The sequence below is a fragment of the Lysinibacillus sp. FSL M8-0355 genome (assembly GCF_038008985.1).
Lineage (GTDB): Bacteria > Bacillota > Bacilli > Bacillales_A > Planococcaceae > Lysinibacillus > Lysinibacillus fusiformis_D.
Window position 1 is genome coordinate 4611081 of sequence record NZ_JBBPAI010000001.1, and the last position, 17358, is coordinate 4628438.

The 17358-nt window shown below is 36.7% G+C and carries 21 protein-coding genes and 1 pseudogene; 2 read left to right on the forward strand and 20 right to left on the reverse strand.

Going from position 1 to position 17358, the window contains the following annotated elements:
* Positions 1-304: 304 nt before the first annotated feature.
* The 6 genes from MKY46_RS22565 to MKY46_RS22590 all read right to left on the reverse strand — a co-directional run bounded on the left by MKY46_RS22565 (position 305) and on the right by MKY46_RS22590 (position 6665).
* Positions 305-1276, reverse strand: a complete 972-nt coding sequence (locus MKY46_RS22565) for a transglutaminase-like domain-containing protein (RefSeq protein ID WP_340835483.1) — start codon at positions 1274-1276, stop codon at positions 305-307.
* Between the two features lie 21 nt (positions 1277-1297).
* Complete coding sequence (locus tag MKY46_RS22570; protein ID WP_340835485.1) at positions 1298-3415, reverse strand: Ig-like domain-containing protein; 2118 nt, start codon at positions 3413-3415, stop codon at positions 1298-1300.
* Between the two features lie 19 nt (positions 3416-3434).
* A complete protein-coding gene (locus tag MKY46_RS22575) occupies positions 3435-4673 on the reverse strand; it encodes an S-layer homology domain-containing protein (protein WP_340835486.1) in 1239 nt (412 codons plus the stop codon).
* A gap of 14 nt (positions 4674-4687) precedes the next feature.
* Positions 4688-5275 (reverse strand): hypothetical protein, encoded by a 588-nt coding sequence (locus tag MKY46_RS22580; protein ID WP_340835487.1) that lies wholly within the window; start codon positions 5273-5275, stop codon positions 4688-4690.
* A gap of 17 nt (positions 5276-5292) precedes the next feature.
* On the reverse strand, positions 5293-6225 hold the full coding sequence (locus MKY46_RS22585) for a phage replisome organizer N-terminal domain-containing protein (protein ID WP_340835489.1): 933 nt from the start codon (positions 6223-6225) through the stop codon (positions 5293-5295).
* 170 nt (positions 6226-6395) lie between these two features.
* Positions 6396-6665, reverse strand: coding sequence for a helix-turn-helix domain-containing protein (locus MKY46_RS22590; protein ID WP_036121575.1), 270 nt, complete (start codon positions 6663-6665; stop codon positions 6396-6398).
* 146 nt (positions 6666-6811) lie between these two features.
* On the opposite strand from MKY46_RS22590, the gene MKY46_RS22595 reads away from it, so the two are divergent.
* The gene (locus tag MKY46_RS22595; protein WP_340835492.1) at positions 6812-7516 is read left to right on the forward strand and encodes a helix-turn-helix domain-containing protein; all 705 of its coding nucleotides are present in this window, start codon (positions 6812-6814) and stop codon (positions 7514-7516) included.
* 54 nt (positions 7517-7570) lie between these two features.
* Positions 7571-8779, forward strand: coding sequence for a tyrosine-type recombinase/integrase (locus MKY46_RS22600; protein ID WP_340835494.1), 1209 nt, complete (start codon positions 7571-7573; stop codon positions 8777-8779).
* A gap of 100 nt (positions 8780-8879) precedes the next feature.
* Here the strand turns inward: MKY46_RS22600 and rpsI are convergent, their stop codons facing one another.
* The 14 genes and pseudogenes from rpsI to MKY46_RS22670 all read right to left on the reverse strand — a co-directional run bounded on the left by rpsI (position 8880) and on the right by MKY46_RS22670 (position 17345).
* Entirely contained in the window at positions 8880-9272 is a 393-nt protein-coding gene (gene rpsI / locus MKY46_RS22605) for a 30S ribosomal protein S9 (protein ID WP_004233744.1), read from the reverse strand.
* 25 nt (positions 9273-9297) lie between these two features.
* Complete coding sequence (rplM, locus tag MKY46_RS22610; protein WP_004233742.1) at positions 9298-9735, reverse strand: 50S ribosomal protein L13; 438 nt, start codon at positions 9733-9735, stop codon at positions 9298-9300.
* Positions 9736-9913: 178 nt separating this feature from the next.
* On the reverse strand, positions 9914-10654 hold the full coding sequence (gene truA / locus MKY46_RS22615; protein ID WP_036129067.1) for a tRNA pseudouridine(38-40) synthase TruA: 741 nt from the start codon (positions 10652-10654) through the stop codon (positions 9914-9916).
* A gap of 14 nt (positions 10655-10668) precedes the next feature.
* Positions 10669-11466: an energy-coupling factor transporter transmembrane component T family protein gene (locus tag MKY46_RS22620; protein WP_036129069.1), complete on the reverse strand. Its 798-nt coding sequence runs from the start codon at positions 11464-11466 to the stop codon at positions 10669-10671.
* Complete coding sequence (locus tag MKY46_RS22625) at positions 11463-12335, reverse strand: energy-coupling factor ABC transporter ATP-binding protein (RefSeq protein WP_036129071.1); 873 nt, start codon at positions 12333-12335, stop codon at positions 11463-11465. Before MKY46_RS22625 ends, MKY46_RS22620 begins: the two co-directional genes overlap by 4 nt.
* On the reverse strand, positions 12311-13156 hold the full coding sequence (locus MKY46_RS22630; RefSeq protein WP_340835496.1) for an energy-coupling factor ABC transporter ATP-binding protein: 846 nt from the start codon (positions 13154-13156) through the stop codon (positions 12311-12313). Before MKY46_RS22630 ends, MKY46_RS22625 begins: the two co-directional genes overlap by 25 nt.
* Before the next feature lie 426 nt (positions 13157-13582).
* Complete coding sequence (rplQ, locus tag MKY46_RS22635) at positions 13583-13963, reverse strand: 50S ribosomal protein L17 (RefSeq protein ID WP_012296051.1); 381 nt, start codon at positions 13961-13963, stop codon at positions 13583-13585.
* Positions 13964-14019: 56 nt separating this feature from the next.
* Positions 14020-14964: a DNA-directed RNA polymerase subunit alpha gene (locus MKY46_RS22640; RefSeq protein ID WP_004233733.1), complete on the reverse strand. Its 945-nt coding sequence runs from the start codon at positions 14962-14964 to the stop codon at positions 14020-14022.
* A gap of 139 nt (positions 14965-15103) precedes the next feature.
* Positions 15104-15493, reverse strand: a complete 390-nt coding sequence (gene rpsK / locus MKY46_RS22645; protein ID WP_004233731.1) for a 30S ribosomal protein S11 — start codon at positions 15491-15493, stop codon at positions 15104-15106.
* Positions 15494-15518: 25 nt separating this feature from the next.
* Positions 15519-15884, reverse strand: coding sequence for a 30S ribosomal protein S13 (rpsM, locus tag MKY46_RS22650; RefSeq protein WP_004233729.1), 366 nt, complete (start codon positions 15882-15884; stop codon positions 15519-15521).
* Between the two features lie 24 nt (positions 15885-15908).
* Positions 15909-16022: a 50S ribosomal protein L36 gene (gene rpmJ / locus MKY46_RS22655; protein ID WP_000868344.1), complete on the reverse strand. Its 114-nt coding sequence runs from the start codon at positions 16020-16022 to the stop codon at positions 15909-15911.
* A gap of 37 nt (positions 16023-16059) precedes the next feature.
* The gene (gene infA, locus MKY46_RS22660; protein WP_004233690.1) at positions 16060-16278 is read right to left on the reverse strand and encodes a translation initiation factor IF-1; all 219 of its coding nucleotides are present in this window, start codon (positions 16276-16278) and stop codon (positions 16060-16062) included.
* Between the two features lie 86 nt (positions 16279-16364).
* Positions 16365-16439: pseudogene (locus MKY46_RS22665) on the reverse strand (type I methionyl aminopeptidase); the annotation flags it as partial.
* 252 nt (positions 16440-16691) lie between these two features.
* Positions 16692-17345 carry an adenylate kinase gene (locus tag MKY46_RS22670; RefSeq protein WP_036129077.1) on the reverse strand — a complete coding sequence of 218 codons (654 nt, stop codon included), beginning with the start codon at positions 17343-17345 and terminating at the stop codon, positions 16692-16694.
* Between the last annotated feature and the right edge of the window lie 13 nt (positions 17346-17358).

Consider the following 17358-nt stretch of genomic DNA (forward strand, 5'->3'; position numbering starts at 1 on the left):
TAATTACATAGTTCTTACCAGGTCTATAAGTAAGGCCTGGCCTCCCTTAGAAATCAGTTTGTTCAAGCTATTAAATTTGTTATTTGACATGTGATAGAGAAATTTAAAACACTTTTATTATTTCTAGAAACAATTCAACATAACATTATCCGCTAGTATATATAAAACACTCAAATAGTTGTTAATTCATAATAAAAAAATCCTGCATATTAAATACAGGATTTTTCTATATATCTCCTCAAGTTTTGTTATATATGATTATTCATTTTATAAAACTCCACATTGATTATCATTGCTTCTTAGATTAAACACTGGAGTAATGAGAAACGAAATAATTTTCATATGTCCCTCCACTACCAAACCCATTACCAGTTGTATCAACTGAAATCCATTCACCATTTATTTTTACTTCATTCCAAACGTGATCCACTTTGCCTTCTATACCTTTAAAATTGCCAAACGCTAGACGATTTTCAATTTCATGATAGTCTAAATATAATTTATAAAGGTATGCAAATTGATTGCAAATTCCTTCTTTTCCATCAATAAATTCTTCTAAGGAGCTGTAACTTTCATCAAACCTTTGATTGTTGTCGAATTTATAATTACTAACAATATGCTCATAGCCTTCCCTTGATATTTCTAGGGGTTCATCACCAGAACCTATTGGAGCTAATTCTTCAAATATTGCATCTTTTTGCAATGCAGCTATATTCATTTCATAAAGTTTTTGGCTTATCCATGTCGTTGTGGCTTCATCATTAAAATCCACTGTATTTAGATTAAAAAATTCAGTTTCTCCTGTATAATGATTTAATAAAACAACATCAATTGGACGTTCTACTAATGCACTGTGTTCGATATTTGCATTAGTATAAATAACACTAATCTCATGGAAATATAAACCTATTTGACTTGATTTACTAAGATCTATTCTTTCAACTGGTGCATTATCCAAGTTAATAAAGGTATCTTTATTTTTAGTTTCGTAACTGCCTGTTGGAACTTCGATTTTTACATTTTCGAAAGAAAAATTATCTGACCAATCTTTTGAAGCTCCTTCTAAATGGAGGCTAGTGAACATGGATTTAATTTCATTTTCGGAATAGCTGAGCTTAACTGCTCCACTGTTGCTAACAATTGGTACTTTTATAGTGATCGCTTTATTAGATACATCTTGTTTAGCTTGCACATTTTTTGTTTCATTTGTGCAAGCTGTTAAAATAAGACTAAACGCAGCAAGTATCATTATTTTAAAAATGTTTTTAATCTTCATAAGCATCTCCTAATCAATCTATTATTTTTTTATTGGGTATTTAGAACAACTATCACCGAAACATTCCCAACCTTCAAGTTCAAGTCGATACTTCCCAACAAAAGGCGTTATGACTTCTAAATTGTATTCCTCATCTATTTTGATTTTATATTGATTATCACTTGTAGCATTAGAAATTGTGTAGTATTTATTTGGTTCATAATCCGCTGATTTTATTGAAAAAGTATCTTTAAACGAATCATCATTGCTGCTGTCAAAAGATAAATCGTATACAAAATAATTCAGCGGATCTCCATCTAGCGAATAAGAATTATTCTGAATAACAATCTTTGCTTTTGCATATTCTCCTAGGTTTTCTGAAGGTTCACGATAAATTAATGTAACGGTATCAAAATTGACAACTGGAGGTAAATCAGGTTGAATTGTAAAAGTAGTTGACATTGTATCAGATAATCCAGCTTCATTTTCCACATATATGGTTGCTTCATATCTACCTGGTTGTTTAAATAGGGCATCCTTAGTTGACACTCCTGTTAAACTACCTTTGTATTTAATAGTTGCTACATCTTGACCATCTAGAGGTTTTATTTCTATATTTGTTTTACTTGGTATAAGAGGGAAATAACGAGGGCTGTTACTCGCAGCACCGTCAATAATTACCTTTCTGTTTTGTTTAAGTGTTCCGGTGATTCGAATATTAGCAACAGGTGTTGGTGGCGTAACTTCTATTATGTGATCGTCATGCGCCCAACGATTTTGATTATCTTCTACAGATACAGTTACGTATTTTTCTCCCTCTTCCAAATAATAAAGACCGTTTAAATTTGCATCCTTTGGCTCTCCTCCGTCAGCACCATGAAAATCCCATTCATATCTATCTATCGTTCCACCTTCTACTTTAGCACTAGCATATAATTGAAATTCTTCTCCCGCCTTTACTTTAGTTGGCCCGTATATTGTAACGGTTGGAGGATTAGGATCTTCTTCGACAGGTGGAACTGAACAGTCTGATACAGTAAGCTCTAACACATCGAACATATTTGAACTTGTAGCTTTAATCATTGTTGAACCAACTTTCTTAAACGTTACAACCCCTTTTGAAACGGTTGCTACTTTACTGTCCGAGCTTGACCAAGCAGCCGTACTTGTTACATCTGATACTACTCCGTCTTTATATAGTGTTGCTTTCAGAGTTGTTGAACCATCTTGAAAACATGCATTTGATGCTCCTGTTACAGCTAATCCATTATCACCAACTACTTTAATATTCGCACTTGCCTGTAAGTGGAAATTATCATCTTTCCAAGTGGCTGTTATTTTCGCGTTACCTATTTTTTTCGTGGTAACTTCTCCAACACTAGATACAGTGGCTACTTCTGACGAGTCAGAAGTCCATTGATACGCCGAAACATCCTTCCATGTTGACCAGCCGTTATCATCATTATTTGTACGAACTTGCGCTTTGTATGCCTTTTTTGCTCCCACTGGTAGAGTCGAATCCTCTACAACACGCATTTCAGCTTGTTTATCAATTTCACCGTACCAAATGACATCAATAGGGGTATCATAACGTACTGAGTATTTTGGCTTACCATCTGAATTTTGCCCATACTGTTTCTTAGTAGTAGGCTTATTTGGTGAACCAGTTTCAGTTAAAAACGTGAATTTTGTATCGCTTGCCTTTTTTAGGCTAATTCCTTTGAAAGATTGCGCATCTTTAAATTTAACGCTGTCGTCTTTAAGATATACTCTTGTTAATTCTGATCTTGAATAACTTTTATTAGTAGAAGAATCTTTAAAAGTTGTTGGCATAGAGTAATTGGTTAAATCCAGTGTATTTTTTACTTTTGTCGCTACTGGCTCGTTATTGCCAGAGTTTATTGCTGGGGTTGTCCCCCCGTCCGAAACAGCAGTGAAACTTAAATCATCAATTTGTGTCCAATAAACTGATGGATTGGCTTTAACCGATTTTGCTTCTACATCTATTTTATATGAACCACTAGAGCCAGTTGGTTTACTTGGTGCAGCTTGTACATTATTTTCTACATCATCATTCCACATTATGCTAGGTGGAATATTTGCTAATAAAAGTAAAATTGCTATTGTGATAATAGCAACCTTTTTCGAAAGTTCCTTCATTTACTTATTACCCCCTCAATTATTTTCTTAGTAACCAAAATTGAGAACCATCATCTGAATCAAATCCATCTAATGAACCAATTGAATAATCTAACCAAGATTCTGTCCAAAATTTAACCTTTTGGTCTTTTTTAAAAATGACGCCCCAATTCTCCGGATCTAAAGTAGTTAAACCATAATTCATGATTTTTGTTTTATCACTTACACCTATATTAGAGATAAACGAACTTGTATTTCCATTTGTATAAGCATCAATAGTTGTTTTATCATGATTAGAAGTAAAACTTGTTTCTATAAACATAGTAATAAGTGAATTATCACGAGCTAACCATGTGTCTTTTCCAACAAACATTTTGGCATAGATACTATTTTTCAAAGCAGCTTCTTGTGTTGTTCCTTCCACAAAAATCATGCGCTCTAAAGTACCAATACCTGAATTATTTCTAGAAAATGAATGATTCTTTCCGATTACATTTATAAATGATTCTTCGCTTGGTGATTTAAATTTCGTAGCCGATAACATATTCGTTCCTGTTGTAGCTACTTCGACAAGTTCATTTAATCCTTTATATTCTGCCGGTTTTTTCTTCATGGCTTCATCGAAACGAATAAGAATCGTTGCAACTTCAGCGCGATTTGTATTTCCTAATGCCTTGAATGATCCATCTTCAAAACCACTCATGATCCCCGTACCAAGCATTAAACCAACATTGCCATACTCAGACTTGCTTAATCCGCCCTTGTAGTACTCTGCTACTGGTAATAACGTGTACTTCCCTTCTTGAATTGTCGAAGCAATTTCTCCATATTGAGAATTCGATGCTGTTAAACCATTCGCTAACCATTTAGCAATCTCTTGTCGAGTCATTGCTTTATTAGGATCAAATTTATTGTTTTTAAAATCGTTCTCTTGAATAAATCCTAAAGCTAAACCTTCATTAATCGCAGCTTTAGCCCAATGTGTATCAGTTATATCTGTAAATGACTCGTTTTTACGATCAGTCCCATCAAACATACGAGACAAGAATGTTGCGAACTCAGCACGTGTCACATTGTTTGAAGGCTTAAATGTGCCATCTTGATACCCTGTCACTAACTTCTGACTTGCTACTTTTTCTACATTTTGATACGCCCAATGTTTGGAATCCACGTCTTTAAATGTAGCTGCACTCGCTAAAGCGTGATTTCCAAATAAAATTGGTAAACTTAACCCAGCAACTAACGTTACTTTCGCAAATGACTTCAATAGATTTTTCATAATATCCCTCCAATTTAATTTGCTATTGAATAACTTTGTTTTTTATTATTTATAAGATTATCTAAAACCCTCTCCATTTTTAAAATCTCCTTTTCGATTTCTTTTTTTATAGAAAATAAATTTTGGGTGCTAACAGTTCGATAATCTTTTATCAATAAAATGAATAAATCGATATCTAACTCATCTTCAGAGAGAGTCATCAACTTGTTTACACTTTCTAAAGAACCCTGTAGTTCATCTAAATATTCTCGAAGTAGCCGAACCTTAACTCCCTCTATAGATTTTTGAATTTCACCGTTTATATCTGAAAAGACTTTGTTTCTTTCTAAAAAGTCCGCAAGTGTTTCAAAATTATACCAATCTAATTCCTCATTGTTTTTAGGGACTAGAATCCAACCTGCTGATAAAACCCAAGTTAATAACCCACATTCTGTATTAATAGATTGTGAAACTGGTAATGAAAATAAATCATCTACTGACAATAAATCATCTAGTTTTACATAATCTAGTTCAAAACCAATTAGTGAACCCTTATATTTACATCGAAGTAAATCCTGCTTAGTCAGATTTCTTTCTAATAACTCTTTTTTTGATTTATACATTTACATCCGCCGTCCTCTCAATATTTTTTTAATTCTTCTAATTCTTCTAGTATTTTTTTCCTTTCTTTTTCAAAATCAACAGTTTGTTCTGGTACACACTCTGGTTCAGTTTCATAAAACCAATTAGGAACTATTTCTTTTCGTCTGGCATATTTTGCGGATTTATATGCAACACTTTGCTCTTTAAAATCTACGTAAGTATTAATGTGTTTCTCTGTTCTCCAGTTGTGCAATACACCAAGTATATAAGTAAATGTTTTAGCCTTTTTAGAAACTTTAACGGCTTCCAGTATCAAATCAGGCTCATAGTATTGTAATGCCTCTTCCATAGCTGCTACATCCCTAACACTAATTTCTTTACCTATTTGATTTTTGAAAAACTGTTTTAACAAAGATAAATTATTATTGTTTAGATAATCGACAGACGACTGAATGACATTCTTTTCTCTGTCTGTCTCTTTATCTTTATCTTTATCTTTATCTTTATCTTTATCTTTATCTTTATCTGTGTCTGTCTCTGTGTTACAGTTTGTTACAATAGCGTTACTATACGTTTCATCAATGTTACATTGTAACGCTTTTTGGCTCTCCCTATGTTTACGAACCCTTGCGGCACTTGAACTTTCACTACCTATAGACTTAATTGTTTCAGGAAGTATAAATTTGTCTTTTTCGACTTCTTCAAGTAATCCATTATTATGTAAAAATAATATTGTCATTTTTACATTTCCAGGCTCTTCATCAATTTCGAGAGCGACTTCTTCGTAAAATTCATCTTCGACACCTTCGAAAAATAAAACTCCGCTATCTTTTAAACTCAGCAACTGCATTTTTAGATAAATAATGGTATAAATATCACCACCAGCGATTTTACGAAGCTTTTTAATTCGCTTGTCACGAAAGAAGTCGTCTTTTAGTTTGAGCCAGTAGTATTTCTTACTGTCTGCCATGCAATTGCCCTCCTAAATGATTTAGGCACACTTTGCTTTTAACTTAATAATCAGGTAAAATTCTAGTGCTATACTCCGCTAAATCATTTATTGATTTGGTAATCTCGAGACCTCTAATGGCCCACATTAGAGGTCTTTTTTTTATCTCTAAACATATTGCCCGCCATTTTCTATTGTTTCTTTTTTTCTAAAAACTCATCAATATCTCTTTTGCTAATTAACTTCACTCCATCAACTTCAATAACTGGCATTCCTTTATCAATAAATTTTTGAAGCGTATTAAAGCTAACACCAATATACAAAGCAGCTTCTTTTTTATTCATATATGGCTTATATCGATCCATTGAGTTAGCTTTATCCATCACTTCTTTTACCATACTTAATAATGTTTGCTCGTACACTTCAACAAATTTTTCTGAAATTTGGACTGTCGCACCCATAATATACCCCTCCTTCCATACATCCTTAGATACAATTTTTATACATCTATAGATGTTATTGAACTTTATGATATTACTTGATATCATTTAAGTCAAGAATATATTTATACATGTAGGGAAATAACATCTGTAAAAGGAGGGACATTATGCTGAAAATTAATTTAAAAGAGGTATTAAAAGAAAAAGGGATGTCTCTTAGTGACCTTTCAAGGGCTACAGGTATTTCTTTAAATGCTATAAGTGCCTTTGCTAACGCCAAAAGTACTGCTGTTCAATTTGGAACATTAGAAAAAATATTAAAGGTTTTAGAAGTTGATGCTAGTGAGTTATTTCAAGTTATAAAATCACTCGCATCTTTAAGAATTGAAAGCCTGCCTTCTAATAATTCCATATGGAAAAACTCATACAGCTTTAAAGTAATTGCCTATTATTTTGATACTGAAGAAATAGAGGAAGTGCTTTTAGATGTAGTAATAAATTCAACCTTTAATGTAACTAGAATTTTTCACTCCATCTCTTACTTAGCTATTCACGAAGATGTAGAAGTGAATTATTTAGCGTTGAATATTAACAACAATAATTCATCTATTCTAAAAGCAATTGATTTTTTGATAGTTCACCATTTAATAGAAAATGATTTATTAGAAAAAAACGACCAAAGAGATTTATTTGTGTTTGATTATAGCGACTTGATCAAAAATGCAGAATATGGGAGTTTTAGAACTAGTGTTACTGGGGCTGATTCGAATTACAAGCTCTTAGAGTTAATAGAGTATATTGCTGACCCAGGAATTGATGAAATAATTCTTAACGAGGATAATACATTCCAATCTATTCACGTTTATTTGTAATTTCATTCCCCTTCACATATATTGCCCGCCAGCGTATGCAATGGAGGTATTCAAATGTCCAAAGAAACTATTACAAAGTACAAAGATATCAAAATCATGCCTTATCAAAAGAAAGATGGAAAAACGTATTATAAATTTCAAATTTCACTCGGCTTTGATCCTTTTAAAAACAAACATGTTAACACAACTAAAAGCGGTTTTGAATCAATAAAAGATGCAAAACAAGCTATTAATAAAATGCTGGTAGAACGCGAAACAAAAGAAATTCATCACCTAAAAACTTATACGTTCAAACAAGTTTATGAAATGTGGTTATCGCAGCATAAACAAGAAATAAAACCAACTACGCTTGAAAGTAAAGAAAGCAAGTTTAACGCTAAAATACTGCCGAAATTCGGCCATTTAAACATTACAGATATTACGAGCTTCTATTGCCAAGAAGTTATTAATGGGTGGGCAAATGAAATGTCTGCATTTAATGATTACAAGATCCAAACAAATCTCGTTTTCAAGTTTGCATTTATGCATGGAATCATTGAAATGAATCCTTTTGACAAAGTGGTAACACCAAAAAAACGGAATACACTTGTATTTAATGAAGCTGAGGAAGAAGCAATTAACTTCTATACAAAAAAGGAGTTGCAGCTGTTTTTAGAACTTCTATTTAAGGAACGTCCATTCAAATACTATCTAATGTATCGAATTTTAGCATTTACTGGACTTCGTAAAGGAGAATTACTAGCTCTGTATTGGTCAGATATAGATTTCTCTCAAAAGACGCTACGAGTGCGTAAAACGCTTGCCGAGCCAAAAGGTGGACGTATACTTCAAACACCCAAATCTATCGCCTCTAGACGCATTATAAGCCTTGATGAACAAACACTTTCTTTTCTAGCAACATGGAAAGAAGAACAAGTAAAAGAATATGCTACGTTTTCGCAAAATATAGAAGCTGATGTTAAACAATTAATCTTTTCTCGTTACTATCCAAAAAATAAAGAGTTCGATTTCTTACGTTTAGCCCATTTAAATGACAAACTCTTTCACTTCCTCATTCATCATCCAGAACTACCAAACATCACAGTACACGCTTTACGTCATACACATGCTTCTTTGCTCTTTGAAGCTGGTGTGACAATCAAGGATGTTCAAGCTCGTCTGGGACATAGTGACATTAAAACAACAATGGATATCTATACCCATGTTACAAATTCTGCAAAAGAAAGAGCAGCTAAAGCATTCGAGGATTTCATGAAGTTTTAATTCGTATAGTTTTTTCATAGTTAGTTCGTTTTCAAACATGAAAAAACCCTTTCTCGAAAATTCGAGAAAGGGTTTTGAAAACGCTGATATAACAACGATATTAACGTTTTGAGAACTGAGGTGCACGACGAGCGCCGCGAAGACCTGGTTTTTTACGTTCTTTCATGCGTGAATCACGAGTAAGTAATCCAGCTGATTTTAATGCAGCACGGAAATCTGGGTCTACTTGAAGTAGAGCACGAGCGATACCGTGACGAACAGCACCAGCTTGACCAGTGTATCCACCACCGTTAACGTTTACGTGGATATCATAGCTTCCTGTAGTTTCAGTAGCTACTAATGGTTGTTTAATTACTTCGCGTAATGCAGCGAATGGTACGTATTCTTCGATTTCACGTTTATTGATAACAATTTTACCTGTACCTGGTACTAAACGTACGCGAGCTACAGAGCTTTTACGGCGACCAGTGCCGATGTATTGAACTTGTGCCAAAGTAATATCCTCCTCTTAATTTATATTATCCGCGAAGCTCGTATGCTTCTGGTTTTTGTGCAGCATGTGGATGCTCTGTTCCAGTATAAACGTTAAGTTTAGTGAACATTTTGCGACCTAAAGAGTTTTTAGGAAGCATTCCTTTAACTGCTAATTCGATCATTCTTGTTGGGTACTTATCTAGCATTTCACCAGCAGTACGCGTTTTTAAACCACCTGCAAATTGAGTATGGTGACGGTAAAGTTTACCCTCTAATTTGTTACCAGTTAAATGGATTTTGTCAGCGTTGATGATGATTACGTGATCACCTGTGTCAACGTTTGGTGTGAATGTTGGTTTATGTTTACCACGTAAGATTGCAGCTACTTCAGAAGCTAAACGTCCAAGAGTTTGGCCTTCTGCATCAACTACTAACCATTTACGGTCTACTTCGTGACCTTTAGCCATGAATGTTGTACGCATGTATATATCCTCCTAATCGATTCGATTACCGTTATTTTTCATTAGACTACACTATAAGTTTCGGGGCTTATTTGTGGTGGTAATGAAAATACCATCTGTTATCATATAATGAATGACTTTTAAAGTCAAGCAATTTCATTAAACGCCTGGTAAAGTTGTTCAGAATTCTAAAACGTCACTAATAGAACACTTTTTCTAAGTATAACCCTTGTGGTGGCGCGGTTTTTCCTGCTTTATCGCGATCTTCAGAGGCGACTACAAGTGCTACATTATCAATCGTGCGGCGACCTACGCCAACCTCCCAAAGTGTACCTGCAATAATACGCACCATATTATATAAGAAACCATTGCCTTCAATCACCATATGAAGTTCTTCTCCATGCCATTCAAATTGCAGTGTCGTGACAGTACGTACTTTATCCTTCACACTTGTATTCGCTGCACAAAAGCATGAAAAGTCATGTGTACCAACGATAGCCTTAGCTGCTTCTTGCATCCCCTCTACATTAGGTTTGACGCCACCTGTCTCGACTGTGTAATATCTGCGAAATGGGCTTTGGATAGGCTCACAAGACCAAATATAGCGATAACGCTTCCCCGTCACACTATAGCGCGCATGAAAGTCATGTGCCACTTCCTCTACCGATAATACGCGAATATCTCTTGGTAGTTGCACATTCAAAGCCTTGCTATACTTGTCAACTGGAATGGCAAGAGGTGTATCGAAATGCAATGTTTGTCCTGTAGCATGAACTCTTGCATCTGTACGTCCACTTGCAGTTACCTTAATCTTTTCTCCTTTATGCATAATGGACAGTACACGCTCAAGCTCAGCCTGTACTGTGCGCTCTCCAGGCTGTACTTGATAGCCAGAAAAAAGCGTTCCATCATAGCTTATAATTACTTTTAATCGTCGCATCAAGCCTACTCCTTTTAACTTCTATAAAAGAATAGCAATACGCCTATTGCTACTAGTAACACAAGTGCAAATGTGTCACCCATATCCCATTTTAGCCTACGGTACCTTGTACGACCTTCACCACCACGATAGCCTCTTACTTCCATCGCAGTTGCTAGATCCTCAGCTCTTTTAAATGCACTGACAAAAAGTGGTACTAACAATGGCACTACTGCCTTTATACGATCTTTTATTGGTCCAGAGGATAAATCTGAGCCTCGGGCCATTTGTGCCTTCATAATCTTATCTGTCTCATCCATTAAAGTTGGTATGAAACGTAAGGAAATGGACATCATCAAAGCCAATTCATGAACTGGTACTTTTATTGCTTTTAATGGATTTAAAAGAACCTCAATACCATCTGTAATGGAGATCGGTGATGTCGTTAACGTTAAGATAGATGTCATAAATACTAATACTAGAAAACGTACCGAAATAAATATTCCTCGCCTAATTCCTTCATCGTATATCGTGATAAACTTTGACTCGAAAACAGGGACGCCTTCCTTCGTCATAAATATATGAAGAAGAAATGTGAAAGCCATTAAAAAGAGAACAGGTTTGAGACCATTAATTAAAAAATACAGACGAATACGTGATACTAATACAATCAAGAGCGTAAATGCTAGTAGCATAGCATAGGTCACTGTATTGTTGGCCAAAAACACAATAATAATAAAGGCAAACACAAAGATTAGTTTTGATCGTGGATCTAGTTTATGCACAGGTGAGTCACCTGGTAGGAAGCGTCCAAAGATCATTTTTTCCATCATGGCTCTGCACGCTCCTCTCTAAGCATTTGAGCAATTTCAGCAGCGAGTTCCTCTTCCGTCAAGCAAACCTTTGACAAGGACCGACCCATCATGTGCTCAATCTTCTGCTGAAAGCGGACAATACGTGGTGGCTCTAAGCGGAAACTCTTTAATGTTTCACCATCTTTAAAAATAGTTTGTGGTGGTCCACTTAAGACATTTTTTCCTTCATGCATGATTACAATATTATCTGCATATCGAGCCGCATCCTCCATACTATGTGTGACAAGAATCGTTGTAAGGCGACGATCTTGATGGAGTTGATAAAACATATCCATGATCTCTTTTTGACCTCGTGGATCAAGTCCAGCTGTTGGTTCATCCAACACAATTACCTCTGGATCCATCGCCAAAACACCCGCAATTGCCACTCGGCGCATTTGACCACCTGATAAATCAAACGGAGACTTCTCAAGCACGTTGTTCGGTAACCCAACTAAGCTGACAAGTTCTCTTGCACGCGCTTCAGCCTCCTTCTCTGATACACCAAAGTTCATTGGCCCAAACATAATATCCTTTAACACTGTTTCTTCAAATAGTTGATGCTCAGGGAATTGAAAGACAATACCGACCTTTTGTCTTACAGCTTTTAAATCCTTTGCTTTTTTCCCAGCTACAATCAGGCGATCCCCTATATGTACTTCTCCTGAAGTAGGTCTTAGAAGTGCATTAAAATGCTGAAGTATGGTTGATTTCCCAGAACCCGTATGACCTATAATTGCCTGATAAGTATGGGATGGAATGTCAAAGTCTACATCGAATAATGCCCGTTTTTCAAAAGGTGTCCCCTGTGCATAGGCATAGCTTATTTGTTGAAGTTTGATGTCCATAAATCATTCACCAACTCTTCTTCTGTCATATGTTGTCCCATTAATGGAACACCTTCCTTTTGCAATAGCTTTGATAACTTCAAGGCAAATGGTAAATCTAGTCCAAACTCAACTAGCTTGTCCCCAAGTGCAAAGATTTCAGCAGGTGTACCTTCCGCAAACTTCTTACCATCATTCATAAAAAGAACTCGATCTGCTAACATGGCTTCTTCTAAATCATGTGTTATGGATATTACTGTTAATCCCGTTTCTGCACGTAATGTTTGGACAGTCTGTAACACCTCTGCACGGCCCTGAGGATCTAACATCGATGTAGCCTCATCTAAAATGAGGAGCTTTGGCTTTAGTGCAAGTGCACCAGCAATGGCAACGCGTTGTTTCTGTCCTCCAGATAAGTGATGTGGCTCATGATCTAAAAACGTGTCCATTTTTACTTGCTCTAGTGCCGCGTGTACACGTTTCACCATTTCTTCAAAAGGCACACCATTGTTTTCTAAGGCAAATGCAACATCATCCTGTACAGTGGCACCTACAAACTGATTATCAGGGTTTTGAAAAACCATACCAATTAAGGAGCGAGATTCCCAAAGGTTTTCTTCACTTAAGGGTTCTCGTAATATTCGCACATCCCCCTGCTGAGGGAATAACAAGCCGTTCATCAGCTTGGCAATAGTGGATTTACCTGAACCATTATGTCCAACTATGGCAATCCATTCGCCTTCTTCAACAGCGAAACTAACATGTTCTACAGCATTACGACTGTCTTGAATTTCTGGTGTATATGAAAAAGTCACATTATTTAAAGATAAAATTTCAGGCATTTCTAGAACTCCTCTCTACATGCTCAGCTCTACTAACTAACTTACACTTTTTTATGTATGAATTCTACTACAATCCGTATGTCAATAAAAGAAAAATACTACTATAACAACTCAATTTGATGGTGCACTTTTGAGCGTCTAAAGAAAACCCATATATTAAAAAAAGCACCACAAATTGGCGCTATCCCACATAATAAAAAAGCGCGCACCTCATTCGATAGAAATGCGCTTGTCGTTACATTTACAAGAAATACGGGTGCTCAAGCCCTTATTTCTCCTGAATGAGGTGCGGAGAGCTAAACGAGACGCCACACCCTAAAGTGCCCGCTCATCATAACGCTCAGCTTAATTATTTGTCGTATAAATCATTTATAAAGAAAGAGGGTGGTGATTCCCACCCTCTTCACCACAAGTCTTCTCTTATGATTAAACTAGTTCAATCACAACAACAGGTGCACCGTCACCACGACGAGGACCTACTTTAAGAATACGAGTGTAACCACCTTGACGCTCTGCATAACGTGGTGCAACATCATCAAATAACTTTTGAAGTGCAAATGATGTTGTTTCGTTACCTTCAGCATCAGTCGTTGTTACTAGTTCGCGACGGATGAATGCAGCAGCTTGACGGCGTGCGTGTAAATCTCCGCGTTTACCTAAAGTAATCATTTTTTCAACAGCTTTACGTACTTCTTTAGCGCGAGCCTCAGTAGTTTCGATACGCTCGTTGATGATTAAATCAGTAGCTAAGTCACGTAACATCGCTTTACGTTGAGAACTTGTACGACCAAGTTTTCTGTAACCCATGGATGTTTCCCTCCTTTATAGAAAAAATCTGATCTTATTAGTGTTGTTTAAATCGCTTAGTCTTCTTTGCGTAATCCTAAACCAAGCTCTTCTAACTTCGCTTTTACTTCTTCTAGTGACTTACGTCCAAGGTTACGAACTTTCATCATATCGTCTTCTGATTTATTCGCAAGTTCTAGTACTGTATTAATACCAGCGCGTTTTAAACAGTTATAAGAACGAACAGAAAGATCAAGTTCTTCGATAGTCATCTCTAAAACTTTTTCTTTTTGATCTTCTTCTTTTTCGACCATGATTTCAGCAGTCTGTGCCTCATCCGTCATGCCAACGAAGATGTTAAGATGCTCGGTTAAAATTTTTGCTCCGAGCGAAATCGCCTCTTTCGGACCGATGCTACCATCTGTCCACACATCAAGAGAAAGTTTGTCGTAGTCAGAAGACTGACCTACACGAGTATTTTCCACTTGGAAATTGACGCGTGATACTGGAGTGTAAATAGAGTCGATCGGGATCACGCCGATAGGAAGATCCTCACGTTTGTTTTGATCAGCAGGAGTGTAACCACGGCCGCGTTGTGCATACATACGCATACGTAAATGACCGTTTTTAGCGATTGTTGCAATATATAGATCTGGGTTTAAAATTTCTACGTCACTGTCATGTGTAATGTCAGCAGCCGTAACTGTACCATCGCCTTTTACATCAATCTCAATAACTTTTTCTTCGTCAGAGTAGATTTTAAGAGCTAGTTTTTTCACGTTCAAAATGATTGAAGCTACATCTTCTACTACGCCTTCTACAGTCGAGAATTCGTGAAGAACACCATCAATTTGAATTGAAGTGACAGCAGCTCCTGGTAATGAAGACAGAAGGATACGACGTAAAGAATTACCCAAAGTGTTTCCATATCCGCGTTCAAGCGGTTCTACAACAAACTTTCCATATTTGGAATCTTCGCTGATCTCCACCGTTTCAATCTTTGGTTTTTCAATTTCGATCATTTTATTTACCCTCCTTCAAAACATCGAATGTATAGGTTCTTTCCATCATAGATTCGATCGTCAATGACGTATCGTTTATTATCTGCACAAGACAGTCTGTACAAAAAATGATGTTCTCATACAATATGAGACGCACCCATTACACGCGACGACGTTTTGGCGGACGGCAACCATTATGAGGAACTGGAGTAACGTCTTTAATAGCAGTTACTTCTAAACCAGCAGCTTGAAGTGCACGAATAGCAGCTTCACGACCAGCACCAGGACCTTTAACAGTTACTTCCAACGTTTTCAGACCATGTTCAAGGGATGTTTTAGCAGCAGTTTCTGCAGCCATTTGAGCAGCGAATGGTGTAGATTTACGTGAACCACGGAAACCAAGAGCACCAGCACTTGACCAAGATACAGCGTTACCTTGCATATCTGTAATCGTTACAATTGTATTGTTAAATGTAGAACGAATGTGTGCAATACCAGATTCGATATTCTTTTTCACACGACGTTTACGAGTTTGTTGTTTACGAGCCATGTTAAGAAGGAACCTCCTTTACCAATTATTTTTTCTTGTTCGCAACAGTTTTACGAGGACCTTTACGCGTACGCGCATTGTTCTTCGTATTTTGACCACGAACAGGTAAGCCACGACGGTGACGGATACCACGGAATGAACCGATTTCCATCAGACGTTTAATATTTAATGAAGTTTCGCGACGTAAGTCACCTTCAAGTTTGTATGAATCTAATTGTTCACGGATTTTGTTTAACTCATCTTCAGTTAAGTCGCGTACGCGTGTATCTTCTGAAATACCTGCATCAGCTAGTACTTTCTGAGCTGTAGTTTTACCAATACCGAAAATGTACGTTAATGAAATTACCACGCGTTTGTCGCGAGGAATATCAACACCAGCAATACGTGCCATGTACGTTGTGCACCTCCTTTAGAATTAACCTTGTTTTTGTTTATGTTTAGGATTTTCACAGATTACCATTACTTTACCGCGTCGGCGAATTACTTTACATTTTTCGCAGATCGGTTTCACAGATGGTCTCACTTTCATCTAACCTAACCTCCTTAGTAGTCCGGAGCGCAAAAGATTATTTAAAACGGTATGTGATACGACCGCGAGTTAAATCATAAGGAGATAACTCGATAGTAACCTTATCTCCAGGTAGAATACGGATAAAGTGCATACGAATCTTACCAGATACGTGTGCTAGAATCACATGTCCATTTTCTAATTCTACCTTAAACATCGCGTTTGGCAAAGTCTCAACAACTGTCCCTTCGACTTCAATTACATCATCTTTCGCCATCTACTCTGTCTCCTCTCTATATGCAAATTAAAGTTCTCATCGTTACATCAAACGGATATCTGCTGCAACTTTAGAAGCAACCTCGTTTCAACATATGTTTGGATTGTATGAGAGATGTTTGAAAGACGCTCGTCTGGTTTCGCTTCACACAATCCACGGAATTTACAGAACCAATAAGGGCACTGAACCTCCCATGTTTACACGAATACCGGAATGTCTTTGATGAGATATTCATACCCGTTACACAGATGCTTCCACGAAACCCATTATACTCCTCCAAAAGGTATGTTGCACTCTTTAGAAGAAATATATACCGGGCACAATATGCTTTTGCAACTCTCAAAAAAATTATGTTTCGTTGTTGCTCCCGCATGCCTCCCGCGGAAGCAGTACTCTGCGCCCGGAGCCGGGTATCAGCTGCGGCTGCCCTGTAATAGAGCATCAAGATCAGCAAACACTTTGTTAATATCTTGCTGTCCATCAATGTTAGTTAACACACCTTTAGCTTGATAGAAATCAAGTAGAGGTTGTGCTTGATTCATATTTACTTCCAGACGGTTTGCAACCGTTTCAGGATTATCATCTGCGCGTGTATAAAGCTCGCCACCATCTTTATCACATTTTCCTTCCACCGTAGGAGGATTGAAAATTAAATGATATGATGTACCACAAGTTTTACAAATACGTCGACCTGAAAGACGAGCAATTAACTCATCCTTTTCAACTTGAATGTTTAATGTATGCTCAATCGCTTTACCTAGATCAGCAAGAATGCTATCCAATGCTTCAGCTTGAGGAACAGTACGTGGGAATCCATCTAATAAGAAGCCCTTTTCACAATCAGGTTTAGCCAGTCGCTCACGAACAATACCAATCGTTACTTCATCAGGTACTAGTGCACCTTGATCCATAAACGATTTCGCTTGTAAGCCTAGTTCAGTACCTTCTTTAATTGCAGCACGGAACATATCGCCTGTAGAAATATGAGGAATCGCGTACTTCTCAACAATTTTATCTGCCTGAGTACCTTTACCAGCACCTGGCAGACCCATTAAAACGATATTCATTAGGAAATATTCC